The organism is Lentzea sp. NPDC060358 (genome assembly GCF_042725365.1).
Taxonomy (GTDB): domain Bacteria; phylum Actinomycetota; class Actinomycetes; order Mycobacteriales; family Pseudonocardiaceae; genus Lentzea.
This window is the reverse complement of record NZ_JBHXCW010000035.1, coordinates 19,882-38,850: the sequence shown is the minus strand read 5'-3', so window position 1 is coordinate 38,850 and position 18,969 is coordinate 19,882. Positions and strand designations below refer to the sequence as shown.

9 protein-coding genes are annotated in these 18,969 nt (G+C 73.4%); 1 reads left to right on the top strand and 8 read right to left on the bottom strand.

All coding sequences use genetic code 11. The annotated features are described in order from the left end of the window. From ACFWGZ_RS10700 to ACFWGZ_RS10685, 4 genes are read right to left on the bottom strand one after another with little or no spacing between them, the layout of a single operon-like run. Positions 1 to 576 (bottom strand): hypothetical protein, encoded by a 576-nt coding sequence (locus ACFWGZ_RS10700; protein ID WP_382451251.1) that lies wholly within the window; start codon positions 574 to 576, stop codon positions 1 to 3. Further along, positions 563 to 2,158: a substrate-binding domain-containing protein gene (locus ACFWGZ_RS10695; RefSeq protein WP_382451250.1), complete on the bottom strand. Its 1,596-nt coding sequence runs from the start codon at positions 2,156 to 2,158 to the stop codon at positions 563 to 565. The genes ACFWGZ_RS10700 and ACFWGZ_RS10695 overlap by 14 nt, the downstream gene beginning before the upstream one ends. Next, positions 2,155 to 3,288, bottom strand: coding sequence for a toxic anion resistance protein (locus ACFWGZ_RS10690; protein ID WP_382451249.1), 1,134 nt, complete (start codon positions 3,286 to 3,288; stop codon positions 2,155 to 2,157). The genes ACFWGZ_RS10695 and ACFWGZ_RS10690 overlap by 4 nt, the downstream gene beginning before the upstream one ends. Before the next feature lies 1 nt (position 3,289). Next, positions 3,290 to 4,363, bottom strand: a complete 1,074-nt coding sequence (locus ACFWGZ_RS10685) for a hypothetical protein (RefSeq protein ID WP_382451248.1) — start codon at positions 4,361 to 4,363, stop codon at positions 3,290 to 3,292. Positions 4,364 to 4,530: 167 nt separating this feature from the next. Between ACFWGZ_RS10685 and ACFWGZ_RS10680 the strand changes: the two genes are divergently transcribed. Then, complete coding sequence (locus ACFWGZ_RS10680) at positions 4,531 to 4,863, top strand: YciI family protein (RefSeq protein ID WP_382451247.1); 333 nt, start codon at positions 4,531 to 4,533, stop codon at positions 4,861 to 4,863. On the opposite strand, the gene ACFWGZ_RS10675 is transcribed toward ACFWGZ_RS10680, so the two are convergent. The 4 genes from ACFWGZ_RS10675 to ACFWGZ_RS10660 form a co-directional block, all read right to left on the bottom strand. After that, positions 4,843 to 5,235: a VOC family protein gene (locus ACFWGZ_RS10675; protein ID WP_382451246.1), complete on the bottom strand. Its 393-nt coding sequence runs from the start codon at positions 5,233 to 5,235 to the stop codon at positions 4,843 to 4,845. The genes ACFWGZ_RS10680 and ACFWGZ_RS10675 overlap by 21 nt on opposite strands. A gap of 282 nt (positions 5,236 to 5,517) precedes the next feature. Further along, complete coding sequence (locus tag ACFWGZ_RS10670) at positions 5,518 to 6,483, bottom strand: alpha/beta hydrolase-fold protein (protein WP_382451245.1); 966 nt, start codon at positions 6,481 to 6,483, stop codon at positions 5,518 to 5,520. Beyond that, the gene (locus tag ACFWGZ_RS10665) at positions 6,480 to 8,171 is read right to left on the bottom strand and encodes an ABC transporter ATP-binding protein (RefSeq protein ID WP_382451244.1); all 1,692 of its coding nucleotides are present in this window, start codon (positions 8,169 to 8,171) and stop codon (positions 6,480 to 6,482) included. Before ACFWGZ_RS10665 ends, ACFWGZ_RS10670 begins: the two co-directional genes overlap by 4 nt. Then, complete coding sequence (locus ACFWGZ_RS10660) at positions 8,158 to 18,960, bottom strand: amino acid adenylation domain-containing protein (protein WP_382451243.1); 10,803 nt, start codon at positions 18,958 to 18,960, stop codon at positions 8,158 to 8,160. The genes ACFWGZ_RS10665 and ACFWGZ_RS10660 overlap by 14 nt, the downstream gene beginning before the upstream one ends. Between the last annotated feature and the right edge of the window lie 9 nt (positions 18,961 to 18,969).

The following is an 18,969-nucleotide window of genomic DNA, read 5'->3' as shown; positions in this document are numbered from 1 at the left end:
CTACCGGTCCTCCAGGTAGCGCGTGTGGTCGGCCTGGCGCCGCGCGTCCGCCGAGTGGAACCGCTCGGCGGCGCGCACCGCGTCGGCGTGCAGGAGGTCGAGCTGCCGCACCAGTTCCGCGCCGGAACCGCGAGTGGCGGCGTACCACCACGGCAGGTTCAGGTAGGTCTGCACGGACAGCGGCAGGTCGGTGCCCACGAGCCGGGTGACGGCGTGCAGGGCGTCCGGGTCGGCCCGCAGCTCCCGCGGCCGGTCCAGCACGCCGCGCAGCACCTCGGCGATCTCGTCCAGCCTCGGCACGGCCTCGTCCGGCACGCGCAGGGCCCGCACGCGGGCCACGAGCGCGTCCAGCTCCCGGCGCAGCTCGCCCGCCTCCTCCTCGGGGGCGGTCACCAGCGTGATCCGCTCGGGAGGGGCGGCGAGCGCGCCCACGCCGTACAGGCCGGCGACGACCGCGACCCAGTACGACCCGGCCAGGCCCGTGAAGTGCAGCGCCAGGCCGATCAGCCCGCCGGTGCAGCCCGCGAGGTTCTTCCACGACCCCAGGTGGCGCAGCACCCGGTCACTGGTAGCCACGGATCTCCTTGAAGGCGGCGGAGAGCGACCGGCCGCGGGCGTCGAACACCTTGCCACCGCTCATCTTCGCGAGCTGGTCCATCTCGGCGGCGGCGCTCTCGCCGAACAGCACCGGGAAGATCGGGACGCCCCTCAGGTCCGGTGGCAGGGTGCCGTGGAACCGCTGGAAGTCGCCGGCGTCCTCGCTGCCGGTGTTCTCGCCGTCGGTCATCAGCACGATCGAGGTGAAGCGGTCGGGATCGGCGTCGACCTGCCGGCGCAGCACGTCGTACCCGCCGCGCAGGCTGCTGTAGATCGCCGTGCCGCCGGAGGCGTCGAGCGAGGTGGCGGTGCCGCGGATCTGGTCGAGGACGGGCTGCGGGTCGTCCTGCGGCACCTCGTACAGCTGCGGAGCGCGGGCCGTGCTGCTGAACGGCAGCAGCGTCACCTGCTCCCGCCCGTGGAACCGGCTGAACTTCCCGGCGAGCGAGGCGTCCGCGCCGGTCAGCCCGGACAGCGCCTGCTTGAGGCCGTCGATGCGGTCGCCCCGCATCGAGCCGGACGTGTCCAGCACGTAGAGCGTGCGCGACGGGCGGCGCAGCCGGTCGAAGTACGCCGTGATCAGACCGTCCACAGCGGACTGGCTGCCGGGGAAGGGCAGTTCGACGAGGTCCTTCACCGCGAACTCGTCACCCAGCCGCACCCCGGCGACGGCGGGGCGGCGGTGTGTGGTGTCCATGATCTTGCGCTGGACGTCCGCGTTCCTCAGGTGGTCGGAGAGCTTGCGGTGCGCCTCGCGCGCGTCGGTGTTCGCCGACGTCAGCAGGGTGAGCGGGTAGTCGGCGGTCACCACGCCGTCGGCCGGGTGCACGATCGTCAGCGGTTCGGGCAGCGACGCGTTGAGGGACAACAGCACCGACTCGTAGTTGATCAGACCGTCCACTCCGGAACCCGGCTGCCGGTAGGCCTCGCCCAGCCAGCCGGACGAGCCCGCGGAAAGCTTCTGCGCGCTGAAGAACCGGGTGAGCTGCGGTGCGACCGCGGCGATCCGGCCGGCGTCGAGCGCCGCCCCGTCGCCGGACAGCGCCGCGGCGACGCCGACGAGCGCCGAGAACCCGGAGTTGGAGGCGGACGGGTCGGTCATGCCGTAGGTGAACTTCCCCGCCCCGGCCGCCTGCGCGATCTCGGCCCAGCCGGCGCGCCGGCCGTCCCAGCCGAGCTCCCGCACCTTGCGCGCGGGCAGGCCGAGCACGACGGGGGAGGACATGACCTTGGTCGCGGTGCCGAGCCGTTTCTGGGCGTCCGGCACGAGTTCCAGGTAGCGGTTGGAGGAGAACCAGACGGCGTCGAAGCCCTGTTCGGCGGCGCCGCTCGCGACCTGGTCGGCGCCCTCGATGGTGCCGGTGAAGCGGAACTCCACGGTGACCCCGGTGGCCCGGGCGGCCTCGTCGAGGACGGGCTGGAGGTCGGCCAGCTCGCTGCCGGCGAGGACCCGGAGGGTGCCGGGGGCGGCCTCGCCGACCGGGCTGTCCGGGCCGGGCTCGCCGGAACACCCCGCGAGCAGTGCCGCGGCGGCGGCCACCCCGATGACGTGGCGGATCATGACTGCTCCCGGGAGTGCTGACGGCGGAGGTGGTCGTGGGCCCGGCGGATCTCGGCGTCGAGCGCGGACACGGTGCTCGCCATCGAGTCGGCGGCGCGGGCCTGGAACGTGTCGATGGCGTCGATGGCCGCGTAGATCTGGTCGAACGACGTCCGCACCGCCTCGGCGCCGACGGCCGGGGTGGCCGCGATGCGCTGGACGTCCTGTCCCTGCGCGGAGAGCGCGGCCGCGTTGGAGCGCAGGATCGAGTCGGTCAGCCCGCGCACGGCGTCGACCTGGTCGGCCACCTCGCGCTGCCCGGCCAGCGCCGCCGCGACCGCCACACCGATCCGCAACGCCGTCACGGTGGTGCCGACGGCGCGGTCGACGCCCTTGATCAGCTCGTCGTTGGTGCGGCGCACGACGTCCAGCGCCAGGTACCCCTGCGCGCACACCGCGAGCTGGGTCAGCAGGTCCTGGTGACGTTGCCGCAGAACGAAGAGCACGTCCGCGCGCAACGCCTGCGCGCGTGCGGGGTCGGACAGGTCCAGGACCGCCACCTGGCGTTCGACGGCCTCGTCCATCGCGGCGGCGAGCGCGACGTGCCGCGACAGCGCGGTCATCAGCTCCCACAGGCGCTGCCGTTCGCCCTTGACGGCGGCGTTGTCGCGTTTGAGGGCGTCCTGACCGGACCGCAGCCTCAGCACGATCCGGTTCACCGGCTCGTCGGCGGCGCGCAGGCGGGCCAGCAGGCCGCGTGCGGCGTGGCCACCGGGCAGGAAGCCCCAGACCTTGCGGCCGGTGAGCTTCGTGAGGTCGGCGGGGTCCAGCTCGCGCACCGACCTCCGCAGCTCCGCGAGGCTCGTGGAGACGGCCGGCGGTGCCGCGGCGGAGGCGAGCGCGCGGTCGAGCAGCCGGCCCGCGATCCCGGCGGCCACCCGCATCTCCGCCTCGCCGAGCACGAGCGCCTCGTCCACGACGCGGCCGAAGTCCGGCGACCGCGGGTCGGCCGCGGCCAACGCGTCGACGAACTCGGTGGCGCGCAGAGAAAGCGAGGCCCGCACCTCGTCGTCGACGGGGATCAGCCCGGCGGCCCGGCCGGCCGGCACGGGCTCGACCGGCTCCGGGGGTGTCAGCACGAAGCCGGCCACGTCAGTACTGCTTCGCGATCGCTTCGAGCATCCGCTCCAGCGTCTCGTGCGCGGGCGGTTCGACGACGTCCACGATGGTCTGCGGCACGGTCAGGTTCTTCTCCTTCACGACGTCGGCGAAGTGCCGGGGATCGGCGGTGCGGAAGCCGAACGTGGCGGCGAGCCTCACCAGTTCGGCGTCGGTCGAGAGGAGCTGCCCGACCCGGTCCCCGCTCTCGCGCAACGGCACGAGCGTGTGCTTCGACAGCACGGTCGGCGCCGGGTAGAGGAGCCGCATGCCGGGCTGGACGCTCGAGTCGCCGCGCACCACCCGGTCGACGTACTGCGCCTCGTAGGCGAGCACCAGCGGCGTCTTGCCCATCCCCGCGGACAGGTAGTCCTCGAACGGGCCCTCGGTGCTGCTCTGCGTGTACCCCTGGTCGAGGAACAGCCTCGACACCGACGGCAGCACCTTCGCCTCGGCGTCCGGCGACGACACGACCCCGCCGTTCGCGACGAACGAGGTGATCGCGAGGTACATCGCCGCGGAGTTGGAGTCACGCGGGTCGGTCGTCGTCACCAGCAGGTTCTTGCGCGCGGGGTAGGAGGTGTTGCCGGGCAGCTGGTCCCACCGCGTGCCCTTGGCCGCGAGGTCCAGGTAGGCCCGCACGTCGAACGTCGGGTAGCCCGGCCCGGACTTCACCACGCCGGCCTTCGCCAGCAGTTCGGCGACGGGGTCGAACGTCGCCACCACCATCGGCGATGAGAAGGGCGCGTACGTCCGCGCCGCCTTGCGGTCCCGCTGGATCTTCTCGGCGGCGGGAGCGGACGACGGGAACGCGAAGTCGTAGGCGTCCAGGCCGACGGTCGTCGCGATCTGCCGCGACCCGGCGGGATCGACCTGCACCAGGAGGCCGTGCTTCGCGAACACGTCCCTGACCCGCTGGTCGGCGAAGAAGGCGAGCTTCTCCGATCCGATGACCCCGCGCACGGTCTGCAGCCGCGCCGGCTCGTCGCCGCCCTGGCCCAGGACGACGGCGGTCACCACGCCCACCAGCAGCACGACGGCGAGGCCGATGCCGAGCGTTCTCTTCACTGTCCACCTCTGCTGACACCCTGTCGGGGAACAGATCCTTCGTCACTTCGACGCCGTTTCCCGGTGTGCGGCCGCAACCGCGAGGTGAACAGTCGATGAACGCACCGATGAGTTCCGCGCTGCCCGGAGGTCGGTGGTGCAGCAGAGTTCCACCGAGGAGGTCAGTGATGAAGTTCGTGACGATCGGCTACGGCGACCGCGAGGGCTACGACCGCACCGCCCCGGCGGTCCGCGACGCGGCGCACGCGCACGACGACCGGCTGCGCGCGGCGGGGGTGGAGGCGGGGGTCGCCGGGGCGCCCGTGCAGGTGCGCAACCACGACGACGCCGGCACGACCGTGGAGCAAGGCCCGTTCCTCACCTCGGCGCTGCCGGTGGCGGGCTTCGCGGTGATCGAGGCGGCGTCGCTGCAGGAGGCGGTCGACCTGGTGGCGAAGACCCCGTGCGCCGTCGCGCACGGGGTCGTGGAGGTGTGGCCGCTACACACCCTCGAGGGGTGACCGGTCGCCGACGGACCACCTGTGCCCGAACGGGTCGGTGAAGCTGCCCTGCCGGTGCGTGCCCCACGGCATCTGGTGGCTCACCACCGTGGAACCGGGCGTGGCCCCCGCGGCCACGGCACGCGCGACGAGGTCGACGGGGTCGTCGGTGAACAGCTCGACCCGCACGCTGGTGACCTCGCCGGGCGCGGCCTCGGCGGGGTTCTCGGGGTTGACCTCGTGCACGAAGAACGGCGCGCCGCCGACGTCGAGCCCGGCGACGCCGCCGAGGTTCCACAGCTCCGTGGCGCCCAGCGCCGACTTGTACCAGGCGACCGCCGCGTAGGCGTCGGGGACGATCAGCATCACGGAGATCACGGGTGGCTCTGCCATGTCCCACAGCCTGCCGGATCCGCTTCCCGGTCGCTGATCATCCGCGGCGGACCGCTCCGGCTCCGGAGCCGGGGAGGTGGCGGGCGCGGGCGGCCCGGTCCGCGGAGACGCGGAAGCCGTCACCGTCGAAAGTGACGCTCTCGCACCGCAGACCGGACCGGCGCGGCGCCCGGCCGACGCGGTGGCCGATCCGTCATGGCACCGGTGTCCGTGAACGCGACCACCCGGTCGTCCTCGTGCCCGAGACTCGCTCCGGCCACGATGGCGCACACGGGCAGCGTGTCAGAGATCGGACAGCAGCCAGCCGACGTCCCGCAGCAGCGCGTGCCGCCACCCCGCGCGGTCGTGCCCGGCGGGGGAGCGGTGCACCCGCACCACGGCGCCCGCCCGGGCGGCCAGCTCCTCCACCGCCGCGCAGTGCCGGTGCATCCGCGGCTCGTGCTCGCCGACGTCGAACGCCACCCGCAGCCCCGACAGGTCCGGGACCCGCCGCAACCGCTCCGCGGTGTCACCGCCGGCCGGCCCGTCGAGCGAGAGCCCGCTGTCCGGCAGGGCGCGGGTGTGCCAGAACGACCCCGACTGGCACGCCACCCGCGTCACCAGCGACGGGAAGTCCAGTGCGGCCTGGAAGGCGCTGAACCCGGCCAGGCTCTGCCCGGCCACGACGAGCCGCGCGGGGTCGGCCGCCACGCCGTTGCCGGCCAGCAGCGGCAGCAGCTCGTCCCGGATCGCCCGCCACAGCGCGGAAGAGGCGTACTCGGCGTCGCGATCACGGGGGGTGGGCAGGAAGACGAGCGTGGCGGACGGCATCTCGCCCGCCTTCACCGCCGACTCGAACGCGGCCGCGAAAGGATGCGCGTACATCCAGTCGTCGCCGTCGAGCAGCAGCACGACCGGCTCACCGCCCTGGTGCACCCGCACCGTCTTGCGCCCCAACGCCCCGGTCCACCGGATGCGCAGCGACGGCACGTCGGCCACGTCGTCCGGGCCCACGAGCGGCCAGTGCGGCTGCGGGCCGAGGTCCGGGGTGCTGAAGAGCGATCGGTTCGGGCCCGCGCCCGCGGGGTTCGCCGGGTCGGCGTGCTCGTCGCCGCCGGCGTCCACGAAGTGGTACGTCACGCGCAGCCGGGGCGGCATCTGCACCTCGGCGGACCAGAGGTCGCCGTGCTCGTGGGTCAGCTCGACCGGGTCCAGCGCGCTCTCGAACCTGAGCGTGGCCGGGCCGCCGCGCCACTCGAACCTCGTCATCGGGCCACCGCCAGCTGGTAGGAGGAGTCGCGGCCGAGCAGCTCGCGGTGCGTTCCCTCGCCGGCGACCGCGCCGTCGTCGAGCACGACGACGCGGTCGGCCACGTCGAGCAGCGCCGGGCTGCTGGTGATCACGACGGTCGTGCGGCCGCGGCGCAGGTCCGCGACGTTGCGGGCGATCAGCTGCTCGGTGACCGCGTCGACGGCCGTGGTGGGGTCGTGCAGCACCAGGATCTCCGGGCCGGCCGCCAGCGCGCGGGCGAGCGAGAGCCGCTGGCGCTGGCCGCCGGACAGGTTCGCGCCTCGGTCGCGCACCGCGTGGTCGAGACCGTCGGAGTGCAGCGCCACCACGTCGGTGAGCATCGCGGCCGACACGGCCTCGTCCACCAGCGTGCTGGTGCCGGACGGGTCGACGTTCTCCCGCAGCGTTCCGGCGAACACCTCGTGGTGCGACGGGTTGACCAGCAGGCAGGCCCGCACGCTCTCGATGGTCAGCGCGGCGATCTCCTGCCCGCCCACCCGGACCGCACCCGCGTACGAGGCGGGCGGCGTCTCGACCGACAGCACCGACACCAGCTCGGCGGCGGCCTGCGGCTGGTAGGCCGCGATCGCCACGAACTCGCCCGGCGCGACCGAGAACGTCAGGTCCCGCAGCGGTCCGCTGGAGACACCGGCGACCTCCAGGCCGCTCTCCGGCCCCGGCACCCCGGTGCCCGGCGTCATGCGGGCGGGCGCGGCCAGGACCAGCGCCATGCGGTCCGCCGACGCCCGCGCGATCATCACGTACTTCGGCATCTCGGAGAACAGCTTCAGCGGCTCGATCAGGAACTGCGCCAGGCCGACCACCATGACCAGCTGCCCGATCGTGATCGTGCCCTGGAACGTCAGGTAGCCCGCCCACAGCGTCACCGCCGCGGCCAGCACCGAGTTCAGCGCCAGCGCCAGGCCCGCGTAGACGCCGTTGGCCCGTGCGACGACGATCGACTGCTCCTTCGCCTCGGTGCTCACCCGGCGGTAGGCCTGGAACGCCGCGTAGCTGCCGCCGAACCCGTGCAGCGGCCGCAGTCCCGCGATCAGGTCCGACACCTTGGCCCCGGCCCGCGCGACCTTCTCCTGCTGCACCTGCGTGTTCCTGCCGATGCGGCGGGACAGCACGCTCAGCACTCCGAGGATCGCCGCCGTGCCCGCGAACACCAGCACCCCCAGCGGCACGCTGATCACCGCGAGCACCACGCCCGTGATCACCACCGACACCAGCGAGCTGATCAGCAGCGGCACCACCTCGATGATGTCCGCGGTCTGGTCGGCGTCCTCGGTGGCGACGGTGAGCACCTCGCCGGACTTCAGGCCGGCCTCGCGCGCCACCGGCTGCAGCCCGCGGTCCGCGACCGCGACCCGCCACCGGTGCGCCTCGGTGGTGTTGGCCTTCTGCAGGATCCGCATGCCGAAGCGCCACGAGTACGACACGGTCGCCATGACGAGCCCGAGCGCCAGCAGCGCGAGGCCCAGCGAGCCGACCTCACCGCCGCGCAGCGCGTACTCGACGATCACGCCGAGCAGGATCGGCACGGCGGTCTCGGCCGCCTGGTAGGACCCCATCAGCAGGGTCCCGGAGGTCATGGCTCCGCGGTTGCGGCGCAGGGCGATCCGCAGGATCTCCCGGCCGGTGCGGACTTCAGTGTTCGTCAACGTGGCGCGCAATCGCTTCGGGGGTGGAGAGGGACAGCAGGTCGCGGATCGTCACGACGGGACCGAACTCGCGGCGCAGCAGGCCGATCAGCCGGACCGCGAGCATCGAGTGCCCGCCCAGGTCCGTGAAGCCGCTCGTCATGCCCACCTCGTCGTCGTCGAGGTCGAGCGCCTCGGCGAACAGCTCCCGGACGACGACCTCCGTCTCGGTCAGATCCCCGACCTCCTGCGCGACCAGCGTGCCGAGTGGACGGGCCTCGGGCAAGGCGGCGGTGTCGGCCTTGCCGTTGACCGTCAGCGGGATCGCGTCCACCGCGGCGAAGTGCGTGGGCCGCAGGTAGTCCGGCAGGCCCGCCCCGACCTCGGCGGCGATCACCGGGAGGTCGGCCCCGTCCGCGAGCACGAGGTAGGCCGCGAGCCGGTACGCGCCGTCGACCTGCGGGTCGGCCTGAGCGACCGCGGCGGCGAACCGGACGCCCTCGTGGGCGGCGAACCGCGCCTCGACCTCGCCGAGCTCCACCCGGTGGCCGCGGATCTTGACCTGCTTGTCGGTGCGGCCCAGGTAGAGCAGGTTGCCGTCGGGGCGCCGGATCACCAGGTCGCCCGTGCGGTACATGCGTTCGCCCGGCACCCACGGGCAGGCCACGAACCGTTCCGCGGACTGCCCCGGCTGCCCGAGGTAGCCGCGCGCGATGCCCACGCCCGAGACGTACAGCTCGCCGGCGACGCCGTCCGGAACGTGCCGCAGCCACGGGTCGAGCACGTACACGTCGGTGTTGTCGATCGGCACGCCCACCACCGGGTCGACGCAGTCGAACGTGCCGACGCCGAGCGTGTTGATCGTGTACTCCGTGGGCCCGTAGAGGTTGTAGCCGACGACACCGGGGGTGTCGGCGAGCAGCTGCCACAACGCGGGCGTCACCGCCTCACCGCCGAGCAGCACCAGCGGGGGCTTGTGCCCGCCGCCGAGCAGCCCCTCGGCCACCAGCTGCTGCGCGTAGGTCGGCGTCACGTTGATGACGTCGATCTCGTGCTCCCGGCAGTACTCGACGAGCCCGGTGGCGTCGCGGCGCAGCTCCTCGTCGCAGATGTGCACCTCGTGGCCGTCGGCGAGCCAGAGCAGCTCCTCCCACGACATGTCGAACGCGAACGACACGGTGTGCGCGATCCGGAACGTCCGGTGCCCGTGCTCGGCCAGCACCGGTGCGAAGATCCGCCGCTGGTGGTTGACGAGCATGTTGGTCAGGCCCGCGTACTCGGTGACGACGCCCTTGGGCTTGCCGGTCGAACCGGAGGTGTAGATCGTGTAGGCCGCGTGCCGGAGCCGGTCCGGGTCGTCCTGCGCGAACGTGACCACCGGTTCGGCGTCCGGCCACGGCGCGTCGAGCTCGAACACCGGGCCCTGGATCCGCGGCGCCACCGCACCGGTCGTGACGGTCAGCGCCGGCCGGGCGTCGTCGATGATCGCGGCGATCCGCTCGTCCGGGTGGTCGAGCTCCAGCGGCACGTACGCCGCGCCGCAGCGCAGGACGCCGAACAGCGCGACGACCCAGTCGAGCGAGCGCGGCACGGCGATGGCGACCGACGTCTCGACGCCGATTCCCCTGTCCGCCAGGACACCCGCGAGGTCACGGCTGCGGTCGCGCAGCTCCGCGAACGTCATCGTCTTGCCGTGCGCGACGAGGGCGACCCGGTCCGGGTTGCGATCCGCTGCGACGTCGAACAGGTCCACGACCGTCTCGGTGCCGAAGTCGGTGGCGGGATTCGGTTCCGGCTCGGGTCCGGTGCCGCGGATGGCGCCGATCGGTCCGCCGGTCCTCGCGAGGTCGCCGAGGATCCGCACGTACTCGTCGAAGAGTCGTTGTGCCAGCGCGGGATCGGTGACCTCCGGCCGGTACTCGAGCTTGACGGTGAGCTGCCTGCCCGGCGTCACGACCCAGGTGAACGGGTAGTGCGTCGAGTCCTCCGACTCGTGCGCGACGATCCCGTTCTGCGCGTCGAACTCGGCGAACGTGTCGTCGCCCAGGAAGTTCTGCAGCACGAACAGGCTGTCGAACAACTGGTCGTGCCCGCTCGCGCGCTGGATCTCACCGAGGCCGAGGTGTTCGTGCTCCATCGCCGCGACCCGCGAGGCCTGCACGCCGGCGAGGAACTCGGCCGCGGTGTCACCGGGCCGCGCGGACACCCGCATCGGCACGGTGTTGAGCAGCACGCCGACGACGTCCTCGGTGCCTTCCTCCTCGCGCCCGGAGACCGTGACGCCGAAGACCGCGTCGCCCCGGCCGGTCTCGCTGCCCAGCAGCAACCCCAGCGCGCCGGTGACGACCGAGTTGAGCGTCACGCCGTTGCGCGCGGCCGCGTCCTTGACGCGCGCGGACTCCTCCTCGCCGAGGGTGCGCACGATCTTGACCGGCAGCGTGTCCGAAGTGGACCCGTTGCCGAGCAGCGTCGGCCCCGGCAGCTCCGCGAGGTAGCCGGCCCAGAACCGTTCCGCCGCCTGGACGTCCTTCCGCGCGAGCGCCCGGCAGTACCCCTCGAAGCTCGGGGAGGCGGGGGAGGAGTCGACCGGGTCGCCCGCGAGGAACGCCCGGTAGGCCCCGAACAGCTCGCGCAGCACGATCTCGCGCGACCAGCCGTCCCACAGCAGCAGGTGGTAGCTGAACAGCAGCGTGTCCCGGCCGTCCGGCAGTCGCAGGACGGTGAGCCGCACCAGCGGCGGGTCCTGCAGGTCGAACCCGGTGGCGCGGTCCTCGGTCCGGATGGCCTCGACGGCGTCCTGGTCCGGCACGTCGACCGCGCGGACCCGGGCCTGCCCGCCGGGCGTGAGCACCTGGACCGGCGTGCCGTCCTCGTCCTCGAACCCGGCGCCGACGACCGGGTGCCGGGCGATGACGTGCTCGACGGCCCGGCGCAGCGCGTCGACGTCGAGGCGCCGGCCGAACGCGAAGCAGCTCTGCGCCACGTACTGCCCGCCGGAGCCGAGCGCGGCCTGGAAGTACAGGCCGCGCTGCAACGGTGAGAGGGGCGCGGTGCGGCGCGCGGTGGCGGAGGCGTCCGCGATCCGTTCGAGCGCCAGCAGCCACCGCGCCGCGATCTCGTCGGACACGTCCTCGGTCAGCGCGAACGTGGCCTTGATGCTCCCGGTCGCGGTGTCGGCCCAGCAGTTGACCTCGACCGCGTACGGGCTGGGCTGGTGGCCGGCGTCGACGTGCAGCGCCCTGTCCTCGCTGCCGCGGCCCAGGTAGTTGAACAGCACCTGCGGCCGCGGCAGGGCGGCGAGCACGGGCGCGGTCTGCGGGTTGAGGTACCGCAGCTGCCCGAACCGGACGTGGGCCTGCTCGTCCGGCTGGCGCTCGGTCAGTTCGCGGGCCGCCGCGACCGGGTCGGTGTGCGGGCTGAGCCGCACCGGCGCGATCGAGGTGAACCAGCCGACCGTGCGCGTGTAGTCGTGGTGCTCGTGGACCGGGACCCGGCCGTGGCGCTCCAGTTCGACGACGAGGTCCGTCGGGGTGCCCTGGATCTCGGTGAGGGCGGTGCGCAGGGCACCGCAGAGCAGTTCGGTGAGACCGAGGCCCAGCGCCGTGGGCGCGGTGTGGACCACGCCGGTGGTGATCTCGGCGGACAGCGTGACGGTCACCTCGCGCCGGTTCCCGGTGCGCGGGGTGAGCGGCGGGGCGTCGAGGCTGCCGACCCAGCGGGCCAGGTCCGGGGCGGACTGCGCGGCGAGGGCGAGGGCACTCGCGTAGGTGCCGAACGGGGTGGTCGCCGGCGCGAGGTCCTCGCCGCGGGCGGCCGCCGCGATGTCGTCGAGCAGGATCACCCAGGAGACGGCGTCGACCGCGAGGTGGTGGACGACCACGACGAGCGTCTTGCTGTGCTCGAGCCAGGTGAACGCCGCCAGGACGCCGGCCTCGGGGTCGAGGCGGTCCGCGGCCTCGTCGGCGGCGGCGTCGGCGGCGGCCCGCGGGTCGCCGGAATTGTCAGACCCGCTTGAGACGATGGGAGTGGGGACCCGATCTCCCCAGGGGGCCCGCCAGTCCGGATCGATTCCGAACGACCACACGCCGTGCTCGACCGTCAGCCGCGTCCGCAGCGCCGCGTGCGTCTCCAGCACGGCCCTGGCGGCGCGCTCCGCCGCCTCCCGGCTCGCGCACTCCACCTGCCGCGCCTGGGCGAAGCGCCGCAGGTCGCCGCCCAGTTCCCGCTGCCGCAGCACGATCGGCGTCGGCACCACCGGGCCGTCGGCGGCCTCGGCCACGACCGGCGCCGCGACCGGGGCCACCGCGAACCGCGCGGCCAGCGCACGGGGTGTCTTGTCCAGGAACAGGTCGCGCGGCGCGATCCGCAGCCCCAGGCCGCGGGCCCGGTTCACCACCGAGATCGCGATGATGCTGTCCCCGCCCGCCGCGAAGAAGTCCGTGTCCGCGTCCACCGCGGAGCCCGGCAGCACCTCCGAGAAGAGCGCGACCAGCGAGTCCAGCGCCGGTGCCGCGGGAACGGCCGCCGGCTCCTCGGACCGCGCGCGGTCCTCCAGCGCCTTGCGGTCCAGCTTGCCGTTCACCGTCAACGGCAACGCGTCCAGGGTGAGCACCCGCTGCGGCACCATGTGCGCCGGCAGCGCCGCCCCCAGGGCCGCCTGGACGTCCCGGGCGGGCGTCCCCACCACGTGCGCGACGAGGTGGTCGCGGGAGTCCGCGACCGTCACGGCCACGTCGACCACGCCGGCGACCGCGCGGATCGCCGACTCCACCTCGCCCAGCTCGATCCGGAAGCCCTTCAGCTGCACCTGGTCGTCGGCGCGGCCGACGAACTCCAGCGAGCCGTCCGGGGTGCGCCGCGCCAGGTCGCCCGAGTTGTACATGCGCGCTCCGCCGCCCGCGAACGGGTCCGCCACGAACCGGTGCGCGGTCAGCGCGGGCCGGTCGTGGTAGCCGGAGGCCAGCTGCGGCCCGGACACGTAGATCGCGCCCACCTCACCCACGCCGACCGGGCGCAGCGCCGCGTCGAGCAGGTACGTGCGCAGGCCGGGGATCGGGCCGCCGATCGGGCTGACCTCGCGGCCGGAGGCGAAGTCGGCGTCGTCCAGCACCCGGTGCGTCACGTGCACCGTGGTCTCGGTGATGCCGTACATGTTCACGAGCTCGGGCCGGCCGGTGCCGTGGCGCTCCACCCAGCCGCGCAGCCGCGACAGCTCCAGCGCCTCGCCGCCGAAGATCACGCGGCGCAGCGCCGGCAGCGGTTCCGCCCGCCGGTCCGCCTCGATGAACTGGTAGAACGCCGACGGGGTCTGGTTCAGCACCGTCACGCCGCGCGCGCGGACCAGCCGGTGGAAGTCGACCGGCGACCGGGTCAGGCCGTGGTCGGGGACGATCAGCTCGCCGCCGTGGGCCAGGGCGCCCCACAGCTCCCACACGGCGAAGTCGAACGAGTACGAGTGGAACTGCGTCCACACGTCGTCCGGCCCGAAGTCCATGTCCTGCCGGGTGTTCGCGAGCAACGCGACCACGGCGCAGTGCGGCACGACGACGCCCTTGGGCCTGCCCGTCGAACCGGACGTGTAGATCACGTAGGCCGGGGCGCGCCAGTCGAACTCCGGCAGGACGCCGTCGCCAACCACGTCCTCGCCGCAGACCACGACCCGTGCCGCGACACCGGCGGCGGCGAGCAGGCGCTCGAAGCGGTCGCGGTGCTCCGCCTCGACGAGCACGACCTCCGGGGCCGAGTCGGCGAGGACGTACTCCAGCCGCTCGTCCGGGTACGCGAGGTCGAGCGGCACGTAGGCGCCACCGGCCGACACGATCGCGACGAGGGCGACGACCTGCTGCAGCGACCGGGGGATCGCCACCGCGACCCGCTTGTGCGGCCCGGCACCGGCGTTCACGAGAGTGCGCGCCAGGCGGGTCTTGGCGTCGGCGAGCATCCCGTACGTCAGGCTCTCGGAGCTGCCGTCGAGGTGGCACGCCGTCACGGCCCGCGCCGACGGGTCGCGCTCGGCGGCCGCGTCGAACAACCCGGCCAGCGTCACCGGCGCGATCTCGGCCGCGGCACGCCCGGCCGGCAGCTCCGGCACGGGAACGCCGTCGAGGCGCAGCAGCGCGTCCAGCGTGTCGCAGAACGCCTTCAGGATCGCCCGGGCACCCGCCTCGCGCACCACCGCGGTGTCGTGGATGAGGTTGAACCGCAGCGCGCCGTCACCGCCGCGCTCGACCACCAGCGTCAACGGGTAGTGCGGCGCGCCCTCGTTGACGACCTCGGCGATCGTGAACGGGCCCTGCAACGACGTCACGTCCGTCGCGACGTCGAAGACGACGAGCGTGTCGAACGCCGAGCCGTGCGGCGTCTGCCGGCCGATGCGGGTCAGCGAGACGTGCTGGTGCGGCAACACCGCCGTCTGGTGCGCGCGCACCGAGTCCAGCAGCTCGCGCGACGACGTGGACCACTTCACGCGCACGGGGATCGTGTTGATGAACAGGCCGGCCATCTCGGCGATGCCCGGCACGTCCGCGTCCCGGCCGGATACCGTCGACCCGAACACGACGTCGTGGCGGCCCAGCAGCGCGCCCAGCGTCACACCCCACGCGCTGTGCACGGCGACGCTCAGCGGCACACCGGCCGCGCGCGTCCGGTCATCGAGGTCGGGCGCCGCGTCGGCCACCGCGTCGGCGAACAGCTCCGACGGCGTGTGTCCCGGCGCCACGAACGACGGACCGGGCAGCCCGGCCAGTTCGTCCGCCCAGACGCGGTCGCTCTCCGCGGCGTCGGCCCGCACGAGCCAGCGCACGTAGTCGGCGTACGACCCGCGCACGTGCACCGAACCGGGCTTGTCGTACTCCGCCAGCAACGCGCGCAGCATCGGCGGCACCGACCAGCCGTCCGCGATGATGTGGTGCACGGTCTGCACCAGCACGTACCGCTGCGGTGCCGTGCGGATCAGCGAGAAGCGCATCAGCGGCCCGCGGGCGAGGTCGAACCCGGCGACGCGGTCCCGCTCGGCGAGGCCGGCGATCTCCTCGCCGGTCATGCCCTGACCGTCCACGGTGGAGAACTCCGGCCGCACCCCCGACTCCAGCACGGACACGACCCGTCCGTCGGCCAGCGACGCGAACCGCGCCGCGAGGTTCGGGAACAGCTCCAGCACGCGCGCCGCCGCGGCTTCGAGCCGGCGCGCGTCGACGGCGCCGGTCAGCGTCAGCAGCTGCTGCTCGACGTAGCGGTGCGCCGACTCGTCGTCGAACACCGAGTGGAAGTACAGGCCCTCCTGCAACGGCGTCAGCGGCAGGACGTCCCGCAGCGCGGGCGAGTCCAGCGCGTCGACGTCGGCCTGGGTGAGCGGCAGCAGGTCGAAGTCGCTGGGCGAGTGACCTCCCCGGGTCGACGCCGCCAAGGCTTCCAGCGCCTCGGCGAAGTACGCGCCGATGGTCGCGACGTCGTCGTCGGTGAACACCCCCGACGGCCACGAGAGGACCGTGACGAGCTCCAGCTCGCCGTCCGCGCCGGGTTCGGCGGAGGCGTTGAACTCGAGCGCCCGCGGCAGCCGCATGGCCGGGTCGCGCTTCTCGCCGAGCTGGCCCGCGTTCTCCGCGAGCTGCCAGTCGCCCGAGGCGCCACCACCGAACCGGCCGAGGTAGTTGAACAGCACCTGCGGCCGCGGCGCGGTGAGCTCGTGGCGCCCCAGGTACTTCAGCGCGCCGTACGACACGCCGTTGCTCGGCACGCGCGCGAGGTCTTCCTTCACCCGCTTCAACGCCGACGGCAGGTCGTCGACGTCACCGGGGTCGACGGTCACCGGGAACAGCGTCGTGAACCACCCGACCGTGCGGGACAGGTCGGGGTCGAGCGGCACGAACCGGCCCTCACGGCCGTGGCCCTCCAGCTCGACGTGCGCGAACGTCTGGTCCTGCCCGTTGTCCCGCCGCCACTTCGCCAGCGCGACCGCGAGACCGGTCAGCAGGACGTCGTTGACCTTGGCGTGGAACAACTTGGGCACGTCGCCCAGCAACGCCGCGGTGGCCGCCGCGCCGACCGCCACCGTCCGGACCTGTTCGCCCGCGACGACGTCGGACTCACCCAACGCACGCCGGCCGAGCAGCTGGTCCTCACCCGGCAACGGGCGCCGGTAGTACGACAGGTCCGCCGCGAAGTCGGCCTGCTCCAGCAGCTGGGTCCAGCGTCGGAACGACGTGCCGACCGGCCGCAGCTCGACGGGCTCACCGGACGAGATCTGGTGCCACGCCTGGGCGAGGTCGTCGAACAGGATGCGCCACGACACGCCGTCGACCACGACGTGGTGGATCACGACGACGAGCTGCCGGGCCTCGGACCGCCACACGGCACGCAGCATCACGCCCGCCTCGGGGTCCAGCCCGGCGGTCGCGGAGGCGACGCACTCGTCGACCGGCGCGTTGTTCTCCTCCCACCACGCCCGGCCGTCGGCGGGGATGTCGAACGACCAGCGCTCGCCGCGAACCAGCTTGGCGCGCAGCATGTCGTGCCGCTCGACGACGGCGTCCAGGATCCGGGTCAGGGCGTCGGCGGTCAGCGCGGCGGGGGTGTTGAGCACGACCGACTGCACGAACCCGTCGACCGCGTCCGTGGTCTCGCCGAGCCACTGCACGATCGGCAGGCCCGCCACCGGGCCGGTCGGCACGTCGTCGTGGTCCACCGCCGTTGCGCCGTCCCGGGTCGCGACGGCGGCCAGCGCGCGCGGCGTGCGGTGGACGAAGATCTGCGTGGCCGTGACGAACACGCCCTCCGCGCGCAACGCCGACAGCAGCGAGATCGCGAGGATGCTGTCGCCGCCCAGCTCGAAGAAGTCCTGGTCGGCGCCGACCTGCTCCCGTCCCAGCACGGACGCGACCGCGGCGCAGACCGCGGCCTCGTCGTCGTTCTCCGCGGCCGACACCGGCCCGGTGTCGGCCACCGGCTCCGGCAGGGCGCGGCGGTCGAGCTTCCCGTTGGGCGTCAACGGGAACTCGCTCATCACCACGATGTGCGCGGGAACCATGTACTCGACGAGGTTCTCGGTCGCCCACCGCTTCACGGCGTCCGGCGTCAGCTCGTCGTCGGACGGCACGACGTAGCCGACGAGGTAGTTGCCGCCCGCGGAGTTCTTCCTGACCACCACGCAGGTGTGGCGCACCCGCGGGTGCTCGGCGAGCGCGACCTCGACGTCCTCCAGCTCCAGCCGCATGCCGCGGATCTTGACCTGGTTGTCGGCGCGGCCGAGGAAGTCGAGCGACCCGTCCGGTGCGAACCGCGCCAGGTCGCCGGTGCGGTAGAGCCGCGATCCGTCGCCGGCGAACGGGTTCGCCACGAACCGCGACGCCGTCAGCCCCGGCGCGTTCACGTACCCGCGGCCCAGCAGGAACCCGCCGATGTAGAGCTCGCCGCCGACACCGGCCGGGCACGGCCGCAGCTGGTCGTCGAGCACGTACAGGCAGGTGTTCGGGTTGGCCCTGCCGATCGACGTCGACAGCCGCTCGGCCTCGCCGCGGTAGACGACGTGCGAGACGCCGATCGTGGCCTCGGCCGGGCCGTAGCCGTGGTACATCGGGATGTCGAGCCGCGTGCGGAACCGGTCGTACAGCTCCGGCGTGAGCACCTCGCCGCCGCACCACACGTGCCGCAGACTGGCCAGCTCGCCCTCGCCCGCGATGGTCAGCAGCACGTCCAGCATCGACGACACCAGGTACACGAACGTCACGCGGTGGCGGTCGATCGTCGCCAGCAGGTGGTGCGGGTCGCGCTCGCCGCCGGACCGCACGACGACGGTCCGCCCGCCGCACACCAGCGGCAGGAAGATCTCGTTGACGGAGATGTCGAACGACAGCGGCGCCTTGAACAGCGACGCGTCCGAGTGTCCGAAGTGGAGGATCTGGTCCACCTGCCACAGCAGGCGTTCGCTGATCGCCTCGTGGCGGATCATCGCGCCCTTGGGGCGGCCGGTCGAGCCGGACGTGAACATCACGTACGCGAGCTGCGCGCCCGCGATCGCGACGTCGGCGGGCTCCGCCGGCAAGCCCTCGAATGCCCAGTCGGAGAGGTCCACGCCGACGGCCTCCGGCTCGCCCTCCAGACCCGCGCCCAGCAGGAGCACGACCTGGGCGTCGGTGATCACGGACTCGCGGCGCGACGCCGGCCACTGCGGGTCGAGCGGCACGAACGCGCCCCCGGCCTGCAGCACGGCGAGCAGGCCGACGACCATCTCCGCCGAGCGGTCGAGCGAGACGCCGACGACCTGCTCGGTGGTGAGCCCGCGGCCGAGCAGGTGGCGGGCCAGCTGGTTCGAGCGCGCCAGCACCTCGCCGTAGGTGAACGCGCGGTCGCCGTCGTTGACCGCCACCGCGTCCGGGCGCTGCCGGGCCTGCTCGCGGAACAGCTCGACGATGCTCGGCCGCTCGCGCGGGTGCTCGGTGTCGTTCCACCGCGCCAGGTCCGCGAGGCGTTCGCCGGGCGTCTGCGCGGTCAGGGTGCCGACGGTGCGGTGGGGAAACTCGGCCAGGTCGTCGAGCACCCGTTGCGCCGCAACGGGGTCGGTGCCGCGCGGCAGCGGGATCGTCCAGCCGCCGGGGGTTTCCGCGACGTCCCAGTGCTGGCCCTTGTCGGCCCAGAGGAGCAGGTCGCCGAACGGGGTGCCGGGGCCGAGGTCCAGTCCGTCGACCTGCAGCGAGGGATCCGCCCAGCGGGTCAGTGCGACAGCGCTCGCGACCGCGATGGTCCGCTGCGGGTACTCACCGGCACGGCGCCGGACGGAAGCGATCCGGGCGGTCGAAAGCAGCACCTGTTCCATAAAGGTGAG